The 20,889-nt window shown below is 68.7% G+C and carries 21 protein-coding genes; 18 read left to right on the top strand and 3 right to left on the bottom strand.

The genetic code is table 11. The features are described 5' to 3' along the window. Positions 1 to 52: 52 nt before the first annotated feature. The 16 genes from C4F17_RS17480 (at position 53) to C4F17_RS17405 (ending at position 16,106) form a co-directional block, all read left to right on the top strand. Positions 53 to 925, top strand: a complete 873-nt coding sequence (locus tag C4F17_RS17480; RefSeq protein ID WP_106936086.1) for a M48 family metallopeptidase — start codon at positions 53 to 55, stop codon at positions 923 to 925. 201 nt (positions 926 to 1,126) lie between these two features. Next, positions 1,127 to 2,863, top strand: coding sequence for an allophanate hydrolase (atzF, locus tag C4F17_RS17475; RefSeq protein WP_106936085.1), 1,737 nt, complete (start codon positions 1,127 to 1,129; stop codon positions 2,861 to 2,863). A 12-nt stretch (positions 2,864 to 2,875) separates the two neighbouring features. Then, on the top strand, positions 2,876 to 3,886 hold the full coding sequence (locus C4F17_RS17470) for an ABC transporter substrate-binding protein (RefSeq protein WP_106936084.1): 1,011 nt from the start codon (positions 2,876 to 2,878) through the stop codon (positions 3,884 to 3,886). Positions 3,887 to 4,015: 129 nt separating this feature from the next. Next, positions 4,016 to 4,843 carry an ABC transporter permease gene (locus C4F17_RS17465; protein ID WP_106936083.1) on the top strand — a complete coding sequence of 276 codons (828 nt, stop codon included), beginning with the start codon at positions 4,016 to 4,018 and terminating at the stop codon, positions 4,841 to 4,843. Then, positions 4,840 to 5,673 carry an ABC transporter ATP-binding protein gene (locus C4F17_RS17460; protein WP_106936082.1) on the top strand — a complete coding sequence of 278 codons (834 nt, stop codon included), beginning with the start codon at positions 4,840 to 4,842 and terminating at the stop codon, positions 5,671 to 5,673. Before C4F17_RS17465 ends, C4F17_RS17460 begins: the two co-directional genes overlap by 4 nt. Before the next feature lie 23 nt (positions 5,674 to 5,696). Next, the gene (locus C4F17_RS17455; protein WP_106936081.1) at positions 5,697 to 5,903 is read left to right on the top strand and encodes an AtzG-like protein; all 207 of its coding nucleotides are present in this window, start codon (positions 5,697 to 5,699) and stop codon (positions 5,901 to 5,903) included. Then, positions 5,900 to 7,375, top strand: a complete 1,476-nt coding sequence (locus tag C4F17_RS17450) for an AtzE family amidohydrolase (RefSeq protein WP_106936080.1) — start codon at positions 5,900 to 5,902, stop codon at positions 7,373 to 7,375. Before C4F17_RS17455 ends, C4F17_RS17450 begins: the two co-directional genes overlap by 4 nt. Further along, a complete protein-coding gene (gene hpxZ, locus C4F17_RS17445; RefSeq protein ID WP_106936079.1) occupies positions 7,372 to 7,755 on the top strand; it encodes an oxalurate catabolism protein HpxZ in 384 nt (127 codons plus the stop codon). Before C4F17_RS17450 ends, hpxZ begins: the two co-directional genes overlap by 4 nt. Before the next feature lie 63 nt (positions 7,756 to 7,818). Next, positions 7,819 to 8,940, top strand: a complete 1,122-nt coding sequence (locus C4F17_RS17440) for a BMP family ABC transporter substrate-binding protein (RefSeq protein ID WP_106936078.1) — start codon at positions 7,819 to 7,821, stop codon at positions 8,938 to 8,940. 118 nt (positions 8,941 to 9,058) lie between these two features. After that, a complete protein-coding gene (locus C4F17_RS17435) occupies positions 9,059 to 10,135 on the top strand; it encodes an ABC transporter permease (protein ID WP_106936077.1) in 1,077 nt (358 codons plus the stop codon). Then, positions 10,132 to 11,055 carry an ABC transporter permease gene (locus C4F17_RS17430; protein ID WP_106936076.1) on the top strand — a complete coding sequence of 308 codons (924 nt, stop codon included), beginning with the start codon at positions 10,132 to 10,134 and terminating at the stop codon, positions 11,053 to 11,055. The genes C4F17_RS17435 and C4F17_RS17430 overlap by 4 nt, the downstream gene beginning before the upstream one ends. Before the next feature lie 5 nt (positions 11,056 to 11,060). Beyond that, a complete protein-coding gene (locus C4F17_RS17425; protein ID WP_106936075.1) occupies positions 11,061 to 12,053 on the top strand; it encodes a formamidase in 993 nt (330 codons plus the stop codon). A gap of 5 nt (positions 12,054 to 12,058) precedes the next feature. After that, positions 12,059 to 12,769, top strand: coding sequence for a biuret amidohydrolase (gene biuH / locus C4F17_RS17420; protein WP_106937600.1), 711 nt, complete (start codon positions 12,059 to 12,061; stop codon positions 12,767 to 12,769). A 295-nt stretch (positions 12,770 to 13,064) separates the two neighbouring features. After that, on the top strand, positions 13,065 to 14,651 hold the full coding sequence (locus C4F17_RS17415) for an ABC transporter ATP-binding protein (protein ID WP_106936074.1): 1,587 nt from the start codon (positions 13,065 to 13,067) through the stop codon (positions 14,649 to 14,651). A 19-nt stretch (positions 14,652 to 14,670) separates the two neighbouring features. Continuing rightward, positions 14,671 to 15,342, top strand: coding sequence for a cysteine hydrolase family protein (locus C4F17_RS17410; protein ID WP_106936073.1), 672 nt, complete (start codon positions 14,671 to 14,673; stop codon positions 15,340 to 15,342). Positions 15,343 to 15,371: 29 nt separating this feature from the next. After that, a complete protein-coding gene (locus C4F17_RS17405) occupies positions 15,372 to 16,106 on the top strand; it encodes a GntR family transcriptional regulator (RefSeq protein ID WP_199851863.1) in 735 nt (244 codons plus the stop codon). 16 nt (positions 16,107 to 16,122) lie between these two features. Here C4F17_RS17405 and C4F17_RS17400 read toward each other — a convergent pair whose 3' ends face one another. Continuing rightward, positions 16,123 to 17,088, bottom strand: coding sequence for a tripartite tricarboxylate transporter substrate binding protein (locus tag C4F17_RS17400; RefSeq protein ID WP_106936071.1), 966 nt, complete (start codon positions 17,086 to 17,088; stop codon positions 16,123 to 16,125). 31 nt (positions 17,089 to 17,119) lie between these two features. Beyond that, positions 17,120 to 18,358 carry a flavin-dependent oxidoreductase gene (locus C4F17_RS17395; RefSeq protein WP_106936070.1) on the bottom strand — a complete coding sequence of 413 codons (1,239 nt, stop codon included), beginning with the start codon at positions 18,356 to 18,358 and terminating at the stop codon, positions 17,120 to 17,122. 98 nt (positions 18,359 to 18,456) lie between these two features. Between C4F17_RS17395 and C4F17_RS17390 the strand changes: the two genes are divergently transcribed. Next, positions 18,457 to 19,365 (top strand): LysR family transcriptional regulator, encoded by a 909-nt coding sequence (locus tag C4F17_RS17390; protein WP_106936069.1) that lies wholly within the window; start codon positions 18,457 to 18,459, stop codon positions 19,363 to 19,365. Between the two features lie 15 nt (positions 19,366 to 19,380). Here C4F17_RS17390 and C4F17_RS17385 read toward each other — a convergent pair whose 3' ends face one another. Beyond that, positions 19,381 to 20,184, bottom strand: coding sequence for an exodeoxyribonuclease III (locus tag C4F17_RS17385; RefSeq protein WP_081266991.1), 804 nt, complete (start codon positions 20,182 to 20,184; stop codon positions 19,381 to 19,383). A gap of 12 nt (positions 20,185 to 20,196) precedes the next feature. Between C4F17_RS17385 and pyrE the strand changes: the two genes are divergently transcribed. Continuing rightward, a complete protein-coding gene (pyrE, locus tag C4F17_RS17380) occupies positions 20,197 to 20,880 on the top strand; it encodes an orotate phosphoribosyltransferase (protein WP_106936068.1) in 684 nt (227 codons plus the stop codon). The last annotated feature ends 9 nt before the right edge of the window (positions 20,881 to 20,889 follow it).

Raw genomic sequence — 20,889 nt, 5'->3', positions numbered from 1 at the left:
CAGGCCCTCGGGCGGCCCCTTTGTCTTCATTTGTTCCTATGATCCGGCCCCTATGTGCATACGATGCGAGCGCTCTTCCTCCGGCACCGCCGCCGTCTCCGCCCTTCCTTCCGCGGCGTCGCCCTGGAATCCCCGGCGCGCCTTCCTGCTGGCCGCCGCCGGCGCGGCGCTGGGCGGCCCGGCGCTGGCGCAGGTCGACGTGGGCAAGGCATCGGTGGCGCGCAACCTCGTGCCCGCCGACAAGATCGAGGCGGCCGGGGTGCAGCAATACGGCCAGCTGCTCGAACAGGCCCGCGCCAAGGGCGCGCTCGCCGGCGACAACGACCCGCAGCTGCAGCGCCTGCGCGCCATCGCGACCCGCCTCATTCCGTTTGCCACGCCGTGGAACTCGCGCGCCCGCAGCTGGAAGTGGGAGGTCAGCCTGATCGGCAGCAAGCAGATCAACGCCTTCTGCATGCCCGGCGGCAAGATCGCCTTCTTCACCGGCATCCTCGACCAGCTCAAGCTCACGGACGACGAGGTCGCGATGGTCATGGGCCACGAAATGGCTCACGCGCTGCGCGAACACGCGCGCGCCCGCATGGCCAAGAGCGCGGGCACCGGCGCGGTGCTCTCGCTGGGTGCGCAGATGCTCGGCTGGGGCCAGGTGGGCGACCTGGCGGCGCGCGCGGGCACGCAGCTCATCACCCTCAAGTTCAGCCGCAGCGACGAGACCGAGGCCGACCTCGTGGGGCTGGAACTCGCGGCGCGCGCGGGCTACGACCCGAAGGCTTCGGTGTCGCTGTGGCAGAAGATGGCCGCGGCGTCGAAGAACCAGGGGAGCCTGAACTTCCTTTCCACGCACCCGAGCGGGCCGGACCGCATCACGAAGCTGGAAGCCAACCTGCCCAAGGTCGAGAAGCTCTACCGCGACGCAAGGAAATAGCTCACCCCCAGGCTTCGCGCACTTCGTGTCGCTGCGCCAACCCCCTTGCAGGGGGGCAACACCTGCGGCCCGGCGAAGCCGGTTCCGCGGTGTTTCACGACATGACACCCAACGGCTGATACCTATCGAGCGGGCTGCGCGACCTCGGCAGCCGCTGGCACGCCGTTTGCATCTCAACTTGTACACATGTTTGGATGCCTAATGATGGTGCATGAAGAAAACCGGGAAAGCGGGTCGCCCGACGCCGCCTGGATCGCGAAATTCGCCGCGCCCTTGGCGGATGCGGCGGCCGGCAAGGCCCTGGACTTCGCCCTGCCGCTCGCCGGACTGCGCTTCGCGGTCAAGGACAACATCGACGTGGCCGCCGTGCCCACCACGGCGGCCTGCCCGGCCTTCGACCGGCTCCCCACGGTCCACGCGGCCGTGGTGCAGCGCCTGCTCGAAGCCGGTGCATCGCTGGCCGGCAAGACCAACCTCGACCAGTTCGCCTGCGGCCTGAACGGCACGCGCTCGCCGTACGGCGAGGTGCCCAACGCCTTCGACGCACGGTACGTTTCGGGCGGCTCCAGCTCGGGTTCGGCCTATGTGGTGGCAACCGGCGAGGTCGACTTCGCGCTGGGCACCGACACCGCGGGCTCGGGCCGCGTGCCGGCCGGGCTCAACAACATCGTCGGCCTCAAGCCTTCGCGCGGCCTGCTGAGCACCTTCGGCGTGGTGCCCGCGGCGCAGAGCGCCGACTGCGTCTCCATCTTCGCGCGCACCGTCGCCACGGCGGTCGACGTGCTGCTGGCCGCCGCGGGCCATGACGCGCGCGACCCTTACTCCCGCGACATTCCCCTGAGCCGCAAGCCGCTGCCCGCGCATTTCCGCTTCGGCGTGCCCGACAGGCTGAGCTTCTTCGGCGACACCGCCGCCGAACGGGCGTTCAACGACGCGACCGCGCGGCTGCTGGCCATGGGCGGCTCGCCCGTCACTATTTCCTATGCCCCGCTCGCCGAGGCCGCCGCGCTGCTCTATGAAAGCGCGCTGGTCGCCGAGCGCTACGCCGCGGTGCGCGAGTTCTTCGATGCGCACGGCGACGAGGTCATCGAGCCCGTGCGCGGCATCCTCGCGAGCGGGCGCAACTACGGCGCCGCCGACGTGTTCGAGGCCCAGGCACGGCTGCGCGCCATCGCGCAGCAGGTCGAGCCGATGTGGCGCGACATCGACGTGCTGCTCGTGCCCACCGCGCCCACGCACTACACCCGCGAGCAGATGCGCGCCGACCCGGTGGCGCTCAACCGCAACCTCGGCGCGTACACCAACTTCGTCAACCTGCTCGACTACGCCGCGCTCTCCGTGCCCAGCAGCCTGCGCGCGGACGGCCTGCCCTTCGGCATCACGCTGATCGGCCCCTGCGGCAGCGACCTCGCCCTGGCCGACCTGGGCCAGCGCTACCACCACGCCACCGGGCTCGCGCAAGGCGCGACCGGCGAGCCGCTGCCCGCGCCGCGCGCCATTCCCGGCCTTGCCGCGCCAGGCGCGGACACCCTGTCCATCGCCGTGGTCGGCGCGCATCTCTCGGGCATGCCGCTCAACAGCCAGCTCGCTGAACGTGGAGCCACGCTGCTGCGTGCCACGACGACCTCGCCCTTCTACCGCCTCTACGCGCTGCCGGGCACCGTGCCGCCCAAGCCCGGCCTGCAGCGCGTGGCCGAAGGCGATGCGGGCGGCGCCGCCATCGCGCTCGAAGTGTGGGCCGTGCCCCTGGCGCAGGTCGGCAGCTTTCTCGCCCTCATTCCGCCGCCCCTGGGCCTGGGCAGCGTCCAGCTGTCCGACGGCAGCTGGGTCAAAGGCTTCATCTGCGAGGGCCATGCCCTGGCCGGCGCGCAGGACGTGACCCTCCATGGCGGCTGGCGCGCATACGTCGCGAGCCGCGCCACCCCGAGTTCCAACTGATCAGGAGTTCCGATGAGCAACCAAGAAAAACCTCCCGCGTCGAACCGCGGCAGCCGCCGCCAGTTGCTGCAGGCCGGCGCCGCCGGGCTGGCCGTGCTGGCCGCGCCCGCCATCGTGCGTGCGCAGGGTGCGGCAAAGCTGCGCATCGGCTTCTGGCCCGTGGCCGCCGGCCTGCCGTTCTTCGCGGCGGTCGACAAGGGCTACTTCAAGGAAGCCGGCCTCGACGTCGAGCCGCTCAAGTTCGCCGGCGCGCAGCAGGTGATGGAAGGCATGCTCGCCGGCCGCTGCGACGGCAGCGCCAACGGCACCGGCTCGGCCAACCTCGCCATCGGCGAGATCGCGCAGCCGGGCCTGTTCAAGATCTTCTGCACCAACCCGAGCAACGCGAAATACGTGCTCGACGAATTCATCGTCGCCAAGGACAGCCCCATCAAGACCATGGCCGAGCTGGCCGGCAAGAAGGTCGCCTCGGGCCCCGGCATCCAGAACGTCACGCTGTGCAAGACCATGCTGGAGCGCGCGGGCGCCAAGGGCGCGACCGTGAGCGAGCTGCCCATCGGCCAGCACGTGGCAGCGCTGGTCGCGGGCCAGGTCGACGCCTGCTACACGCTGGAGCCCACCGGCACCGTGGGCCGCATGAACGGCACCACGCGCGTCATCGAGGCCGGCGTGGTTGCCAGGTACATCCTCGGCGACCCGATGGCGCCCTGGCACGGCGGTGCAGCCAGCCTGACCACCGAGTTCATCAAGAAGAACCCGGAGATCGCTAAGAAGTACATCGCCGCCTATGCGCGCGGCGTGGAGCTGGTGCGCACCAAGCCCGACGAGGCACGCCAGTTCATGAAGGGCTACACCGCCATCGAAGGCAAGCTCACGGCCGAGGTGCCGCTCGCGTCTTACATGCTCTACAACGAGTTCAAGCCCAGCGACGTCGCGTACTTCCAGAAGTTCTACGACCTGTTCACCGAGAAAGGCATCTTCGAGAAGAAGGTGCCGGTGGACGCGCTGCTCTACAAGGCCTGACATGAGGCTCGCCCCCAGCCTTCGCGCACTTCGTGTCGCTTCGTCAACCCCCTACCGGGGGCAACACCTGAGGCCCGGCAAAGCCGGTTCCTCGGTGTTCCCGAAAAAGCAATCCTGAAGGAGTTCCCAATGGGTGAAGCCAACGTCACCACGGCCGCGCCGTGGACCCCGCCGGCCAGTGCCGCTACTGCCGCGCCCAGGCCGCCGCTGCGCGACCGCATGCTGCCCTTCATCGGCCCGGTGGTGCTGTTCATCGCGTGGGACCTGGTGGTGCGCCTGGGCTTCATCAAGCCGATATTGCTGCCCACGCCCGCCGACACCATCGCCGCGCTCATCACCGGCCTGGCCGGCGGTCCGCTGCTCACCGACTTCGCCATGACCGTGTGGCGCACCGTGCAGGCCTTCGTCATCGCGGCGGCCATCGGGGTGCCGCTGGGCGTGCTGCTGGGCAGCAACGAGAAGGCGTACCGCAGCGTGGAGTTCCTGATCGACTTCTTCCGCTCCACGCCGTCGTCCGCGCTGATTCCGCTGTTCCTGCTGATCTTCGGCGTGAGCGACGTCAACAAGGTGGCCATCGCGGCCTTCGGCGCGCTGCTCATCGTGGTGTTCAACAGCGCCTACGGCGTCATCAACGCACGCAAGCAGCGCGTGATGGCGGCGCGCGTCATGGGCGCCTCGCGCTGGCAGATCTTCAAGGACGTGCTGGTGTGGGAAAGCCTGCAGCCCAGCTTCGTGGGCCTGCGCTCGGCGGTGTCGATGGCGCTGGTGATCGTCATCGTGGCCGAGATGTTCATCGGCTCCGACACGGGGCTGGGCCACCGCATCATCGACGCGCAGCAGGTGCTCAACGTGAAGAGCATGTACGCGGCGATTCTTGCGGCGGGTGCGCTGGGTTACGCGCTCAACATCCTCTTCCTCATCGCAGAACGCCGCATCGTGCACTGGAGCGGAAGATGAAAGTCACGCAGGACATCGTCATCAACGGCCCGGTGTATGCCGACGTGCCCAGGCCGGCCTTCAGGCCCGGCCCGGCCGGCACGCACATCACCATCCGCGGCCTCACCAAGTACTTCGCGGGCTGGCCGCTGTACGAGAACTTCGACCTCGACATTCCCAAGCACGCCATCGTGTCGGTGTTCGGGCCCAACGGCTGCGGCAAGTCCACGCTCATCAACATGATCGCGGGGCTCATTCCCATCGATTCGGGCGAGATCCTGTTCGACGGGAAGCAACGCAAGGACACCAAGATCGGCTACGTGTTCCAGAACTACCGCGAAGCGATGTTCCCGTGGATGCGCACCATCGACAACATCGCCTACCCGCTGAAGCTCGAAGGGCGCAGCAAGGCCGAGGTCGACCGGCGCATGGAGGAGCTGGTGGCGTCCTTCGACGTGAAGTTCGACCTCAAGCGCTTTCCGTACGAACTCTCGGGCGGCCAGCAGCAGACCGCGTCGATCATGCGTGCGCTCGCGCCCAACCCGGAGGTGCTGTTCCTTGACGAGCCTTTCTCGGCGCTGGACTTCGAGATGACGCTTTTCATCCGCGAGAAGCTTCAGGAGGTGTTCATGCAGACCGGCACCACCATGCTGCTGGTGTCGCACGACCTCGAAGAGGCGGTGTACCTGGCCGACGAAGTGCTGCTGCTGACCAAGCGGCCCACCCGGGTGGCCGAGATCTTGCGTTATGGCGATGCCCGCCCGCGCACCGTGGAAACGCTGAGCACCGAGAGCTTCGTGGCCATGAAGAAGCTCAGCCTCGACATCTTCCAGCGCGAAGTCCGCCGCTAGGGCATCGACACAAGGAGCCGACCATGACACCCACGCAGACCGAAAGCTACGTCGACGCCGCCGCCGCGGCGCTCGCCTTGCCCCTGTCGCCCGCGCACCGCCCCGGCGTGCTGCGTTACTTCGCGCTCGCGGCCGAGTTCGCCGCGGTGGTGGAGTCGGTGCCGCTGCCCATGTCGGCCGAGCCGGCGGTGCATTTCTCGCCGGTGGAGCCCGAGGAGAAGGAAGCATGAGCGCGGCGGATCTGCTCGGGCGCGACGCGACGGCCATGGCCGAAGCGGTGCGCTCCGGCGCCGCGAGCGCCACTGCGCTGGTGCAGGCCAGCCTCGAGCGCGTGGACGCCACCGATGGCCGGGTCAACGCCTTCACCGCCGTGCTGGCCGAGCGCGCGTTGCGCCGCGCGGCGCAGGTCGATGCCTCGCTGGCGTCGTCGAACGGCGCGCGCACCCGCGAACTGCCGCTGCTCGGCGTGCCCTTCGCGGTGAAGAACCTGTTCGACATCGCCGGCCTGCCCACGCTCGCTGGCTCGAAGATCGAGCACCAGACCGCGCCCGCACGCGCAGACGCAGCGCTGGTGCGGCGGCTGGAGCGCGCGGGCGCCGTGCTGGTGGGCGCGCTCAACATGGACGAGTACGCCTACGGCTTCACCACCGAGAACAGCCATGAAGGCCCCACGCGCAATCCGCACGACCTCACGCGCATCGCGGGCGGTTCGTCGGGCGGCTCGGGCGCCGCGGTGGCCGCGGGACAGGTGCCGCTCACGCTGGGCTCCGACACCAACGGCTCGATCCGCGTGCCCGCGTCGCTGTGCGGCGTGTTCGGCCTGAAGCCCACCTTCGGGCGGCTGCCGCGCACCGGGAGCTTTCCGTTCGTGTCCAGCCTGGACCATCTCGGCCCCTTCGCCCGTTCGGCGCGCGATTTGGCGCTGGTCTACGACGCGCTGCAGGGACCCGAGGACGCGGGCCACCCGCACGACCCCGGCTGCGCCCAGCGGGCCGTCGAACCGGTGTCTGGCGTGCTGGCGCAGGGCGCGCGGGGCCTGCGCATCGGCGTGCTCGGCGGCTACTTTCACCAGCGCGCCGGCGCCCAGGCGCTGGCCGCCGTCGATCTGGTCGCCGATGCGCTGGGCTCGGGCGTCTCGCGGGCCAGCGTCGAACTGCCGCTGGTGGAGGCCGGGCGCGCCGCCGCCTTCCTCATCACCAACGCCGAAGGCGCCGCGCTGCACCTGGACGACCTGCGCCGCCGCGCGCACGACTTCGAGCCGCTGTCGCGCGACCGCTTCCTGGCCGGTGCGCTGCTGCCTGCCGCCTGGGTGGCGCGCGCGCAGCGCGTGCGCCGGGTGTATGCCGAGGCGGTGGCGCGCCTGTTCGCCCGCTACGACATCCTGCTGGCACCGGCCACGCCCAGCGCGGCCACGCCGATCGGCGCGGAGACCTTCGAGGTCAACGGCCAGGTGCTGCCGGTGCGGCCCAACATGGGGCTGCTGACCCAGCCCTTCTCATGCATCGGCCTGCCGGTGTGCGCGGTGCCGGTATGGAGCGCGCACGCCAACCTGCCGGATCTTCCCGACCTGCCGATCGGCGTGCAGGTGATCGCCGCGCCCTGGCGCGAAGACCTCGTGCTGCGCGTGGCCGCGGCACTCGAAGCCGCAGGCGTGGCGCATGCGCCCGTCGCCGCACTGAATGTGGAGAAGACACCCGCATGAACGCAAGCGACATCAACCTGCCCGACGTGCTCGCCGAGGTGCAGGCCGCCTTCGCCCGCTACGAGGACGCGCTGGTGAACAACAAGGTCGAGGTGCTCGACGAACTGTTCTGGAACAGCCCGACCACGCTGCGCTACGGCGCCACCGAAAACCTCTACGGCTACGACGAGATCCGGGCTTTTCGCGCGTCGCGCCCCTCGCAGGGCCTTGCGCGCGAACTGCTCGTCACCGTCATCACCACCTACGGGCGCGACTTCGCCACCGCGAACTGCGAGTTCCGCCGCGAAGGCGCCGAGCGCACCGGCCGCCAGAGCCAGACCTGGATGCGCACGCCCGAGGGCTGGCGCGTGGTTTCGGCCCACGTCAGCCTGCTGGGCTGAGACCCCCAGGCACTTCTTTTTTCCTTCGATCCTTCAACCTGTTTTCCAGCAACGGAGTACGTCATGACCAGCCCTCTCAATCGCCGCGATTCCCTCAAGACCCTGGCCGCGCTGGGCGCCGCCGGATCGCTCGGAAGCTGGAGCGCCCTTGCCGGCGCACAGGCCAAGCCGCTCACCGTCGGCGTGATCTACGTCGGCGCGCGCGACGACTACGGCTACAACCAGGCGCACGCGCAGGCGGCCGCCGAAGTCAAGAAGATGACCGGCATCAAGGTGGTGGAAGAAGAGAACGTGCCCGAGACCGCCGCCGTGCAGAAGACCATGGCCGGCATGATTTCTCAGGACGGCGCCAAGCTGCTGTTCCCCACGTCGTTCGGCTACTTCGACCCGCACATCCTCGCGGTGGCGCCCAAGAACCCCGACGTGCGCTTCTCGCACTGCGGCGGCCTCTGGACCGAAGGCAAGCACCCGAAGAACGTGGGCAGCTTCTTCGGCTACATCGACGAGTGCCAGTTCCTGAACGGCGTGATCGCCGCGCACATGACCAAGAGCAACAAGATCGCCTTCGTCGCGGCCAAGCCCATTCCGCAGGTGCTGCGCAACATCAACGCCTTCACGCTGGGCGCGCGCTCGGTCAAGCCGAACATCACCTGCAGCGTGATCTTCACGGGCGACTGGTCGATGGCCGTGAAGGAAGCCGAAGCCACCAACAGCCTGGCCGACCAGGGCTGCGACGTGTTCACGATGCATGTGGACGGCCCCAAGGTGGTGGTCGAGACGGCGGCCAAGCGCGGCAAGATGGTCTGCGGCTACCACGCGAGCCAGGCCAAGCTGGCGCCCAACGCGTACCTCACCGGCGCCGAGTGGAACTGGCTCACCGCCTACAAGACCATCATCGACGCCGCCCAGGCCGGCAAGCCGCATCCGAACTTCCTGCGCGGCGGCCTGAAGGAGGGCTACGTGAAGATGTCCGCCTACGGCCCCATGGTGCCCGACGCCGCGAAGAAGCAGGCCGACGACATCAAGGCGAAGATGATCGCGGGCACTTTCGACATCTTCAAGGACGGCATCAAGGACAACAAGGGCGCGGTGGTGGTGCCGGCCGGCAAGGTGCTCAAGCAGACCGACCTGGAGCTCGAGAAGATGAACTACCTCGTCGAAGGCGTCGTCGGAAGCATCGGATGACATTCCCCAGGCTTCGCGCACTGCATGCCGCTTCGCCCACCGCCTTGGCAAGGGGGCGCCGTCAGCGGCCCGGCGAAGCCGGTTGCGCGACGGCCCTGACCTGAAAGCAGACTTCATCATGCGCAGTGTCCTCAAGGAGTTTTCCCTGCCGGTGTTCGCCATCGCGGCGGCGCTGCTGGTGTTCGGCCTGCTGGTGGCCTTCGCGGGCGTCGACCCGGTGGAGGTCTGGGCCACGCTGTTCAAGGGCGCGTTCGGCGACTGGTTCTCGTGGCAGAACACGCTGCAGCGCGCCGCGCCGCTGATGCTCACCGCGCTGTGCGTGGCGTTGCCCGCGCGCGCGGGGCTCATCATCATCGGCGGCGAAGGCGCGCTGGTGCTGGGCGGGCTGGCCTGCGCGGCGCTGGCGCATGCGGTGCCGCTGCCCGCCAATGCCGCCGGCACGGTGATCGTGTGCATCGCGGGCGCCATCGCCGGCGCGGTGTGGATCGTTCTCGCGGGCTGGCTGCGGCAGTTTCGCGGCATCAACGAAACCATCAGCAGCCTGCTGCTGGCCTACATCGCCATCGGCATCTTCAAGCACCTGGTCGAAGGGCCGCTGCGCGACCCGGCGAGCCTGAACAAGCCTTCGACCCATGCATTGAACGACGGGCTGCTGATAGGCGGCATCGGCGGTTCCGACGTGCACTGGGGCCTGGTGATCGGCGTCGTGGCCTGCCTGGGGCTCGGCTGGTGGCTGCGCGCCACGGCCTCGGGCTTCTCGGTGCGCGTGGTGGGCGGCAACCCGCGCACCGCGCAACTGGTGGGGCTGCCGGCCACGCGGCTCATTCTTTCGGCCTGCGGCCTCGGCGGCGCTTGCGCGGGGCTCGCGGGCGCGGTCGAGGTGGCGGCGGTGCACACCAACGCCAACGCCTCGCTGATCGCCGGTTATGGCTACGCAGGCATCCTGGTGTCGTTCATCGCGCGGCACAACCCGGTGGCCATCGTGCCGGTGGCGATCCTGTTCGGCGGCTTCGGCGCGGCGGGCAGCCTGCTGCAGCGGCGCCTCGGCCTGCCCGATGCATCGGTGCTGGTGCTGCAGGGCATCGCCTTCGTGCTGATCCTCGCGAGCGAGGGACTGCGCACGGTCAACTGGAAGAAGTTCGGCGACCGCATGCTGCCCGAGGCCAAGCACTACGACAGGAGCCACATCGCATGACTGCCGACCAATGGATCGCGCTGGTGGCCGGCATCGTCGGCGGCGCGCTGCGCGTGGGTGCACCGTTTCTGTTCGTGAGCCTGGGCGAGTGCCTCACCGAAAAATCCGGCCGCATCAACCTCGGGCTCGAAGGCGTGCTGGTGCTGTCGGCCATGGCGGCCTTCGGCGGCGCGTACCTCACCGATTCGGCCTGGCTCGGCGTGCTGGTCGGCGCGGTGGCCGGCGCGGCGCTCGCGCTGCTGCACGGCCTGCTGTGCTCGCTCGACCGCGTGAACGACGTGGCCACCGGCATCGCGCTGATGCTGCTCGGCACCGGCCTCGCGTTCTATCTGGGCAAGCCGCTCATCCAGCCGCAGGCACCGCAGATTCCCGCGATTCCGCTGGGCTTCTGGAGCGACAACACGGTGGTGCGCTCGGCGCTGCAGCTCAATGCGCTGGTGCCCATCGGCGTGGCGCTCGCGGTGCTGCTGTGGTGGGGCTTCGCGCGCACGCGTGCCGGCCTGCTGGTGCGCATGGCGGGCGATTCGGCACAGGCCACGCGCGCGCTCGGCTACTCGGTCTCGGGCCTGCGCATCGCGGCCACCACGGCGGGCGGCTTCATCGCGGGGCTCGGCGGTGCGTCGCTCACGCTTTTCTATCCGGGCAGCTGGAACGAAGGCATCTCCAGCGGGCAGGGCCTGATCGCGGTGGCGCTCGTGATCTTCGCGCGCTGGAGCCCGCTGCGCTGCGTGGGCGCGGCGCTGCTCTTCGGCGGCGCGGGCGCCATCGGGCCGGCGCTTCAATCCATCGGCATCGGCTGGGGCTACCACCTCTTCAACACCGTGCCCTATGTGCTCACGCTGGTGATCCTGGTGTTCACCTGCAAGCCGGGCAGCGCGGCCGTCGGCAGCCCCGGCGAACTCTCTTCCACAAGGAGCTGAATGTCATGAGCGGTCTCGGAGGCCTCAACAAATCGGCGCACGGCGTCGTCGTCGGTCTGGTGCAGCTGCAACTGCCGAGCGTGAAGACGCCGGCCGAACTCGCCGCACAAACGCAGCGCATCTGCGAGATGGTGGGCAAGGCCCGCCGCAACCAGTCGACCATGGACCTCGTGGTGTTCCCGGAATACGCGCTGCACGGGCTCTCGATGGACACCAACCCCGAGATCATGTGCACGCTCGACGGTCCCGAGGTGGCGGCCTTCAAACAGGCCTGCGTCGAACACCGCATCTGGGGCTGCTTCTCCATCATGGAGGCCAACCCCGGCGGCAACCCGTACAACAGCGGGCTCATCATCGACGACCACGGCGAGATCAGGCTCTACTACCGCAAGCTGCACCCGTGGGTGCCGGTCGAACCCTGGGAGCCCGGCAACCTGGGCATTCCGGTGTGCGACGGACCCAACGGCAGCAAGCTGTCGCTCATCATCTGCCACGACGGCATGTTCCCCGAGATGGCGCGCGAGGCCGCATACAAGGGCGCGGACATCATCCTGCGCACGGCCGGCTACACCGCGCCCATCCGCCATGCGTGGAAGATCACCAACCAGGCCAACGCTTTCTGCAACCTCGCCTACACCGCGAGCGTGTGCCTGTGCGGCAGCGACGGCAGCTTCGACTCGATGGGCGAGGGCATGTTCTGCAACTTCGACGGCACGGTGCTGGTAGAGGGCGGCGGCCGCGCGGACGAGATCATCACCGCCGAGCTGCGCCCCGACCTCGTGCGCGAGGCCCGCACCGGCTGGGGCGTGGAGAACAACATCTACCAGCTCTATCACCGCGGGTACGTGGCGGTGAAGGGCGGCGCGCAGGACTGCCCCTACACCTACATGCACGACATGGCCGCCGGCACCTACAGGCTGCCGTGGAGCGCCGAGGTGAAGGTGACCGACGGCACGAGTTGCGGCTTCGCGCCGCCGCAGCGCAACTACGCAGGATGACGACCATGACCGCCACCATCGCCAACACCACCGAACGCCACGTGGCCGCCGAGCCTTATGCCTGGCCCTACAACCGCGCGCTGCGGCCCGACAACACCGCGCTCATCGTCATCGACATGCAGACCGACTTCTGCGGCAAGGGCGGGTATGTCGACGTGATGGGCTACGACCTGTCGCTGGTGCAGGCGCCGATCAAGCCGATCGCGCGCACGCTGGCGGCGCTGCGGCCGCTGGGCTATCACATCATCCACACGCGCGAAGGGCACCGGCCCGACCTCGGCGACCTGCCGGCCAACAAGCGCTGGCGTTCGCGGCAGATCGGCGCGAACGGCGTGGGCATCGGCGACGACGGGCCGTGCGGGCGCATCCTGGTGCGCGGCGAGCCGGGCTGGGAGATCATTCCTGAGCTGGCGCCGCTGCCGGGCGAGGTGGTGATCGACAAGCCGGGCAAGGGATCGTTCTATGCGACGGACCTCGAACTGATCCTGCGTACGCGCGGCATCGAGAACATCATCCTTGCGGGCATCACCACCGACGTGTGCGTGCACACGACGATGCGTGACGCCAACGACCGAGGGTTCGAGTGCCTGCTGTTGTCGGACTGCACGGCTGCGACGGACTACGGAAATCATCTTGCGGCGCTGAAGATGATCACGATGCAGGGTGGCGTGTTCGGGGCGCATGCGACTTCGCAGGCTTTGCTGGCGGTTGTATGAGTTGCCTTTGTTCAGGGCGCTGCTCACGCCGACGGGGTGCCTTGCTCCGCGAACGTCCCCCGGGGCTTCGCCCCTCCTCCTTTATTTCGCTGCGCAAGGCACCCCGCCAGCGTGAGCATTCAGAGCCGTCGTTGATCGGCCAACACGAGAGCCGCGCTCGATGTGCACAGGGTGCCGGGTGCTCCCCGCAGCGAAATAAAGGAGGAGCCCGAAGGGCGGGGGACATTCGCGGAGGGGAGTACCCGGTGGCCTGTGCACGCACCCCGAACATGCAAAGACGCGAAGGAAAAAACACATGAGCGCCACATCACCTAACGCAATCGGTGGCCTCCCCGCAGGCAAAGGCGCGCTCGCGCTGGACACCTACGAGCTCACCAAACGCTTCGGCGCCTTCACCGCCATGGACCGCGTGACCATGCGCGTCGAGCCCGGCACCGTGCACGCGCTGCTCGGCGAGAACGGCGCGGGAAAGAGCACCCTGGTGAAGTGCGTGGCCGGCTTCCAGCGCGCGGAGGAGGGCAGCATCCTGATCGACGGACGCGAGCAGGACATCGCCAACCCCATCGTGGCGCGCGCGCTGGGCATCGGCATGGTGTACCAGCATTTCACGCTGGCGCCGGGCATGACGGTGGCGGAAAACCTGCTGCTCGCGGGTGGCAAGACGCCGGCGCTGATCGACTGGAAGACGAAGCGCGCGGAGCTGAAGGAATTTCTTGCGACCACGCCGTTCAGCCTCGACCTCGATGTGCGTCCGTCCGAGCTTGCGGCCGGCGAGAAGCAGAAGCTCGAACTGCTCAAGCAGCTGTACCTGAAGCCGCGCCTGCTGATCCTCGACGAGCCGACCTCGGTGCTCACGCCGCAGGAGGCCGACGAGGTGCTGGGCCACGTACGCGAGTTCGCGCGCAGCGGGCTGTGCACGGTGCTCATCATCACGCACAAGTTCCGCGAGGTGATGGCGTATGCCGACAGCGTCACCGTGCTGCGGCGGGGCAAGGCGGTGCATCACTGCCGCGTGGCCGACACCAGCCCGGCGCAGCTGGCGCAGGCCATGATGGGTGGCGAGCAGGCAACGGCATCGACGCCGATCGCGAGGAAGCCCGTGCCCGCCAATGCGCCGGTTGCATTGAAGGTCGAAGGACTCAAGGCGCAAGGTGATCGCGGCACGCTGGCGCTGCACGACCTGAGCCTGTCCGTGCGCGCGGGAGAGATCCTTGGCGTGGCCGGTGTGTCCGGCAACGGGCAGCGCGAACTTGTGGAGGCCCTCGTCGGCCAGCGTCCGCGCCTTGCGGGCAAGGTCACGGTGATGGGGCAGCCCTACGGTGCGCACCGCGCCGAGAACCGCAAGCTCAAGGTCCGCAGCCTCCCGGAAGAGCCGCTGCGCAACGCCTGTGTCGGCGACCTCAGCGTTGCCGAGAACATGGCGCTGCGTGATTTCGACCAACCGCCTTTGTCGCGCGGCGGCGTGCTGAGCTTTCCGTACTGGCGCAGCCGGGCACGCGAATGGATCGCCGAGTACGGCGTGAAGACCCAGGGCGAGGGCGCGCCGATTCGCAGCCTCTCGGGCGGCAACGTGCAGCGCGCGGTGCTGGCGCGGGAGCTGGCCGGCGACATCAACGTGCTGATCGCCGCGAACCCCGTGTTCGGCCTCGACTTCGCGGCCGTCGCCGAAATCCACTCGCGCATCGTGCAGGTGCGCGAGAAGGGCGGAGCGGTGCTGCTGATCAGCGAAGACCTCGACGAACTGCTCGAACTGGCGGACCGCATCGTCGTGATGAGCGAAGGCCAGATCGTGTTCGAGACGCCGGCTGCCGGAGCCGAACGGCATGTGATCGGGGCGCACATGGGCGGCGGGCACCACGAGCCGTTGAAGACAGCGGCATGAATAAACAGCGAGCAAGCACATGCGCATAGAACAGGCAAACCCTTTCCCCTACGGGTTCGAAGTGGCCCGCACCGCACTGGTGTTGATCGACATGCAGCGCGACTTCATCGAGCCCGGCGGCTTCGGCGAAACGCTGGGCAACGATGTCTCGCTGCTCGAAGCCATCGTCCCCGCAACCAAGGAAGCACTGCGGGCGTGGAGGCAAGCCGGTGGCCTCGTGGTGCACACACGGGAAGCGCACGCAGCGGACCTCAGCGACTGTCCTCCCGCCAAGCGCAACCGCGGCAACCCCACGCTGCGCATCGGCGACCAGGGCCCCATGGGCCGCATCCTCGTGGCCGGCGAGCCCGGCAACCAGATCATCGAAGCACTTGCCCCCATCGACGGCGAGATCGTCATCGACAAGCCCGGCAAGGGCGCGTTCTATGCCACCGGCCTGCATGAACTGCTGCAGCAGCGCGGCATCACCCACCTGCTGTTCGGCGGCGTCACGACCGAGGTCTGCGTGCAGACCAGCATGCGCGAAGCCAACGACCGCGGCTACGACAGCCTGCTGCTGGAAGACTGCACCGAAAGCTATTTTCCGGCGTTCAAGGCGGCCACGCTCGACATGGTGCGCGCCCAGGGCGGCATCGTCGGCTGGACCGCGCCGAGCGCCGCCTTGCTCGCGGTGCTGCACAGCCCGTCGTGACGTGCCTTCCTGCGACTAACATCCCCTCCGTGTCTACCGTTCGACCCAGCCCCGCCGCTCCCGCCGACCCCACCGTTTTCCGCACGCGCGCCGACGAGGTCTACGCGCAGCTCAAGCGCGACGTGGCCGACTTCATCCTCGTGCCCGGCGACCGCTTCACCGAGAACGAGATCAGCGAACGCCTGGGCGTGTCGCGCACGCCGATCCGCCAAGCGCTGTTCCGGCTGCAGCAGGAGGGATTCGTCGAAGTGCTGTTCCGCAGCGGCTGGCGCGTGCTGCCGTTCGACTTCGACCAGTTCGAGCAGCTCTACGACCTGCGCATGGTGCTGGAGACCACCGCCGTGCACCGGCTGTGCGAGACCGACCGCCACATCGACCGCGGCCTGCTGGAAACGCTGGCCGGCATCTGGCTCGTGCCGGCGGCGCAGCGCAGCGCCGACATGGCGCAGGTGGCGCAGTGGGACGAGGCCTTCCATTGCTCGCTGGTGGCAGCCGCAGGCAATGCCGAGATGGCCCGCGTGCACGGCGACGTGACCGACCGCATCCGCATCATCCGCCGGCTCGACTTCACCAAGCAGCCGCGCATCGACGCCACCTACGACGAGCACGCGAAGATATTGAAGGCCGTGCGCGCGAACCGCGGCGACCAGGCCGCGATGCTGCTGCGCGCGCACATCGAGACCAGCCAGGCCGAGGTGCGCAAGATCACGCTGCACCAGGTGCACCTGGCGCGGCACGCGGGGAAGGCCTCGGCGCCGCGCTGAGCCTGCTGCTGCGGCCTCAGTCGGCAGTGATGTTGCCGCGCTTCACCACCGCGGCCCAGCGGTCCGCGTCTTTCCTGATCAACGCGCCGAACTCCGCCGGCGTCGAGCTTGCGGGCACCATGCCCTGCGACTCGAAGGACGTCGCCACCTCGGGCTGCTTGAGCACTGCAGCAATTTCCTTGTTGAGCCGCGCGACCACGTCAGGCGGCGTGCCCTTGGGCGCGAGCACGCCGTACCACATGTCGACGTTGTCGGCCGTCACGCCGGCCTCGGCCAGCGTCGGCACGTCGGGCAGCTGCGGCAGGCGCTTGCTGCTGCCGGTGGCGATGGCCTTGAGCTTGCCGACCTGGATGTGCTGCAGCGCCACGTGCACCGGCAGGAACATGTAGTCGATGCGCCCGCCCAGCAGGTCGGTCACCGCGCCGGCCGTGCCCTTGTACGGCACGTGCAGCATCTCGGTGCCCGTGCCCTGCATGAACAGCGCCATCGACAGGTGGTGCGGCGTGCCCACGCCCGGCGTGGCGTACGTCAGCTTGCCGGGCGCCGCCTTGGCCGCGCTCACCATCTGCGACACGGTCGTCGCCTTCTGCACGTTCGGGTTCGTCACCAGCAGCAGCGTGCCCCACGAAGTGAGCGACACCGGCGCGAAGTCGGCCACCGGGTCGTAGCTCAGCGAGCGGTAGAGGCTGCGGTTCATGACCAGCGTGTTGACCTGCACCATCAGCGTGTAGCCGTCGGGCTTGGCGCGCGCCACGCGCTCGCTGCCGATGTTGCCGCTGGCGCCGGCCACGTTCTCGACGACCACCGGCTGGCCCAGCTTCGCGGGCAGGCGGGCCGAGAGCTGGCGTGCCACCAGGTCGATGCCGGTGCCGGGCGTGTAGGGCACCACCAGCGTGATCGGCTGGTCGGGCCAGGCGCAGGCGGCGGTGGCGCCGGCGGCCAGGAGCAGGGTGGCAAGGGTCTTCTTGAGAAGCGAACGCATGGTGGTGTCTCCGTGTTTTTTTCAGTGATGCTCAAAGGTAGGAAGCGCGCGCCTTCAGGGTGACGGGGTCGTAGCCGGCCACGCGCTTGTAGTTGTCCGAGATGGCCTGCAGCTCGGCCACGGGCACGACGTCCTCGATCTTCTCGAAGCGCTTGCCGCCCGAGCGTTCGAACACTTCGCGCAGGATCGCGTCGGGCGGGTTGCTGCGGTTGGTCAGCACCACCTCGGTGGTGGCCTTGACGCGCACGCGGTCGTAGTCTTCCAGCGCGGCCGTGCCCACGCCCTGGTCCTTGAGCGCGCCTGCCAGGAAGCGCGCGTCGATGATCGCCTGCCCGGCGCCGTTGGAGCCGCGCGGCACCATCGGGTGCGCGGCGTCGCCCAGCAGCGTGAGCCGGCCGTGGGTCCAGCGCGGCAGCGGGTCCTGGTCGACCATCGGATATTCGAGGATGGTGTCGGAGGCGAGGATCAGCGCCGGCACGTCGAGCCAGTCGAAATGCCAGTCGGCAAACGCGGGGAGGAAGTCTTCGAGCCGGCCGGCGCGGCTCCAGTCGCGCATGGCGGGCTGCGGCGCGTGGATCTCGGCGACCCAGTTCACGAGCTGGTGGCCTTCGGCGTCGATGTCGTTGCGGATCGGGTAGATCACCATCTTGCCGACCGCGAGCCAGCCCGCGCGCACCATGCTGCCGCCCGAGAGAAAGGGCTTCCAGCGCGCGGTGCCGCGCCACATGTTGATGCCCGAATAGCGCGGCGCGCCTTCGTTCGGATAGAGCTGCTTGCGCAATGCCGAGTGAATGCCGTCGCAGCCGACCGCGACCGCGCCGCGCACCGCCGGCGCGTCGGCGAAGTGCACGGTGACGCCCTCGGCGTCCTGCGTCACGCCGGTGCAGCGGTGGCCACACACCACGCTGCCGGGGCCCAGGCGCCTGAGCGTCTCTTCATGCAGCACGGTCTGCAGGTCGCCGCGGTGGATCGAGAACTGGGGCCAGTCGTAGCCCGCATGCTGTCCCGCCGGCTCGCGAAAGACCAGCTGGCCGTGCTCGGTGAAGAACACCGCCTCCTGCGTGCGCACGCCGACCCTGTCGAGCGCGCTCAGCAGGCCGAGTTCGCTGAGCTCGCGCACCGCGTGCGGCAGCAGGTTGATGCCCACGCCCAGCGGCTTCAGCTCGGGCACGGCCTCGTACACGCGGCAGGGGATGCCGGCCTGGTGCAGGCTCAGCGCCAGGGTCAGGCCGCCGATGCCGGCGCCCAGGATGATGACTTCGTTGCTCATGGTCGTTGGTGTTGGTGCGTTGTGCCTCGGCGCGCATTAGGAACGCAGTCAAACCATTTGGGAAATTTAGATGTGATATGGATTTATCATGAATCCTTATGAACCTCTCGACCCGCCAGATGCGCGCGTTCCTGCACGTGGCGCGCATCGGCAACTTCACCCGCGCGGCCGAGCAGGCGCACATCACCCAGGCCGGCCTCAGCATCCTGATCCGCGAGATGGAAAAGCAGCTCGGCTGCCGGCTGTTCGAGCGCACCACGCGCGTGGTGAGCCTCACGCCCGAAGGCCGGCGGCTGCTGCCGGTGGTCGAGCGGCTCATGACCGACCTCGACGACGTGGCCGCCGAGCTGGGCGCGGCGGGCGACGCGGCGCGCCGCACGCTGCGCATCGCGGCCACGCCGCTGGTGTCGTCGCATCTGCTGCCCCAGGTGTTCTCCACCTTCCGCGCGGCGCATCCGCAAGTCAGCCTGCGGCTGTTCGACGCCGACCTGCGCGACGTGGAGGCGATGGTCGCGGCCGGCGATGCCGACATGGGCCTGGGCTTCTTCTTCAAGGCCGCGCCCGGGCTGGAGCGCACACCCGTCGGCCGCTTCCAGCTGATGCGGGTGAGCCGTCTCGACGACGATGCCGATGTGCCACCGGGCGTCGGCACCGCGCCGTGGTCGTCCTTGCGCGGCGCGGAACTGGTCGGCCTGCCGCCCGGCAACCCGATCCAGAAGGTGATCGACCAGCACCTGGCCACCATCGGCTGCGCCGACGCGCAGCGGCCCGCGTTCAACTTCTTCGGCACGCTGATCTCGATGGTGGAGGCCGGCTTCGGCACCGCCGTGATGCCGACCTTCGCGCTCGCGGCCTGCCGCCGCCACCGCGTGCGCACCGACGTGCTGGCCAAGCCGAAGGTGGGGCTCGACTTCTACCGCATCACCAAGCGCGGCGCGCACGAGACCGAAGCCATGCAGGCCTTCGTCGCCACGCTGGTGAAGGCGCTGCCCGAGTTGTCGCGCTGAGCGGTATGGGCCAGCTTACAGCGTGAAGTCGTATTCCACCGTGATCGGCGCATGGTCCGAGAACTTCACGGTCTTGTAGATCTGCTCGGTGCGTGCCAGCGCGCCGATGGCCGGCGTGGCCAGGTGGTAGTCCAGCCGCCATCCCACGTTGTTCGCGTAGGCCTGGCCGCGGTTGCTCCACCAGGTGTAGGCCTCGTCGGTGGTGTCGGGCTTGAGCTTGCGGTACACGTCGACCAGGCCCGCGCCTTCGGTGCCGGTGTCGAGCAGGCGCGTCATCCAGGCGCGCTCCTCGGGCAGGAAGCCGCTGTTCTTCTGGTTGCCGCGCCAGTTCTTCAGGTCGATCTGCTGGTGGGCGATGTTGATGTCGCCGCACAGGACGAACTCGCGCTCCTTCTTGAGCGCCACCAGGTGCGGGAAGAAGCCCTTGAGGAAGCGGAACTTGGCCTCCTGCCGTTCCTCGCCCGAGCTGCCGCTCGGGAAGTAGCAGCTGATGACCGAGAACTTGCGGCCAGGCGTGTCGAAGCGCAGTTCCAGGTAGCGGCCCTCGGCGTCGAACTCGGCGTCGCCCCAGCCCACCACGACCTGGCTCGGAGCGTGCTTGGTGTAGATGGCAGTGCCGGCGTACCCCTTTTTCTCGGCGAAGTGGAAGTGGCCCTTCAGGCCCGCCATCTCCTCGAAGCGGCCTTCCACGTCGCTGGCCTGGACGCGGATCTCCTGCATGCAAATACAATCCGGCGCAAGTTCGGCCACCCAGTCGGCCACGCCTTTGGTAGCGGCCGAACGCAGGCCATTGAGATTGAGACTGGTCAGTTTGAACACAAGGAAATTCCGATGGCTGTAGATAGTCAGAAAAGCAGCGCGGTCGCACAGGACTTCGTCCAGTTCGCGTTGGATGCCGGCGTGCTGCGTTTTGGCGAATTCAAGACCAAAGCCGGCCGAATGAGTCCTTACTTCTTCAATTCGGGACTCTTCGACGACGGCGGCAAGATCGCCCGTCTCGCGGGATTCTATGCAGACCGACTGATCGAGAGCGGGCTCGAATTCGACATGATCTTCGGCCCCGCCTACAAGGGCATTCCGCTGGGCGCCACGGTGGCCGCCGAGCTGGCCCGCCGGGGCCGCAACTACCCCTTTGCCTACAACCGCAAGGAAGCCAAGGCGCACGGCGAAGGCGGCAACCTGGTCGGCGCGCTGCTCAAGGGCCGCGTGCTGATCGTCGACGACGTGATGTCGGCCGGCACGGCAGTGCGCGAATCCATCGCCGCCATCCAGGCCGCCGGCGCCACGCCGCATGCCGTGGCCATCGCGCTCGACCGCCAGGAGAAAGCCACGGAGAACGGCGTCGACGTGGACCACAGCGCCGTGCAGTACGTGCGCAACCAGCTCGGCCTGGCGGTGATCGCCATCGCCACGCTGGACGACCTGCTGAGCTATCTGTCGGGCAACGCGGCGGCCGACCTGGGCACGCATCGCGAACGCGTGCTGGCCTACCGCACGCGCTACGGCGCGAGCTGAGGCGTACAG

It is taken from the genome of Variovorax sp. PMC12 (assembly GCF_003019815.1).
Classification (GTDB): domain Bacteria; phylum Pseudomonadota; class Gammaproteobacteria; order Burkholderiales; family Burkholderiaceae_C; genus Variovorax.
Note: the sequence above shows the minus strand (reverse complement) of the source record. Positions and strands in the feature narration are given on the sequence as shown.

Coding starts and splice junctions, on each gene's coding strand:
- C4F17_RS17440 (WP_106936078.1), top strand. CDS start 7,819: ATGACCAGCCCTCTCAATCGCCGCGATTCCCTCAAGACCCTGGCCGCG.
- C4F17_RS17390 (WP_106936069.1), top strand. CDS start 18,457: ATGAACCTCTCGACCCGCCAGATGCGCGCGTTCCTGCACGTGGCGCGC.
- C4F17_RS17470 (WP_106936084.1), top strand. CDS start 2,876: ATGAGCAACCAAGAAAAACCTCCCGCGTCGAACCGCGGCAGCCGCCGC.
- C4F17_RS17480 (WP_106936086.1), top strand. CDS start 53: ATGTGCATACGATGCGAGCGCTCTTCCTCCGGCACCGCCGCCGTCTCC.
- atzF (WP_106936085.1), top strand. CDS start 1,127: ATGATGGTGCATGAAGAAAACCGGGAAAGCGGGTCGCCCGACGCCGCC.
- C4F17_RS17465 (WP_106936083.1), top strand. CDS start 4,016: ATGGGTGAAGCCAACGTCACCACGGCCGCGCCGTGGACCCCGCCGGCC.
- C4F17_RS17415 (WP_106936074.1), top strand. CDS start 13,065: ATGAGCGCCACATCACCTAACGCAATCGGTGGCCTCCCCGCAGGCAAA.
- C4F17_RS17430 (WP_106936076.1), top strand. CDS start 10,132: ATGACTGCCGACCAATGGATCGCGCTGGTGGCCGGCATCGTCGGCGGC.
- C4F17_RS17395 (WP_106936070.1), bottom strand. CDS start 18,358: ATGAGCAACGAAGTCATCATCCTGGGCGCCGGCATCGGCGGCCTGACC.
- C4F17_RS17460 (WP_106936082.1), top strand. CDS start 4,840: ATGAAAGTCACGCAGGACATCGTCATCAACGGCCCGGTGTATGCCGAC.
- C4F17_RS17435 (WP_106936077.1), top strand. CDS start 9,059: ATGCGCAGTGTCCTCAAGGAGTTTTCCCTGCCGGTGTTCGCCATCGCG.
- biuH (WP_106937600.1), top strand. CDS start 12,059: ATGACCGCCACCATCGCCAACACCACCGAACGCCACGTGGCCGCCGAG.
- C4F17_RS17400 (WP_106936071.1), bottom strand. CDS start 17,088: ATGCGTTCGCTTCTCAAGAAGACCCTTGCCACCCTGCTCCTGGCCGCC.
- pyrE (WP_106936068.1), top strand. CDS start 20,197: ATGGCTGTAGATAGTCAGAAAAGCAGCGCGGTCGCACAGGACTTCGTC.
- C4F17_RS17425 (WP_106936075.1), top strand. CDS start 11,061: ATGAGCGGTCTCGGAGGCCTCAACAAATCGGCGCACGGCGTCGTCGTC.
- C4F17_RS17410 (WP_106936073.1), top strand. CDS start 14,671: ATGCGCATAGAACAGGCAAACCCTTTCCCCTACGGGTTCGAAGTGGCC.
- hpxZ (WP_106936079.1), top strand. CDS start 7,372: ATGAACGCAAGCGACATCAACCTGCCCGACGTGCTCGCCGAGGTGCAG.
- C4F17_RS17450 (WP_106936080.1), top strand. CDS start 5,900: ATGAGCGCGGCGGATCTGCTCGGGCGCGACGCGACGGCCATGGCCGAA.
- C4F17_RS17455 (WP_106936081.1), top strand. CDS start 5,697: ATGACACCCACGCAGACCGAAAGCTACGTCGACGCCGCCGCCGCGGCG.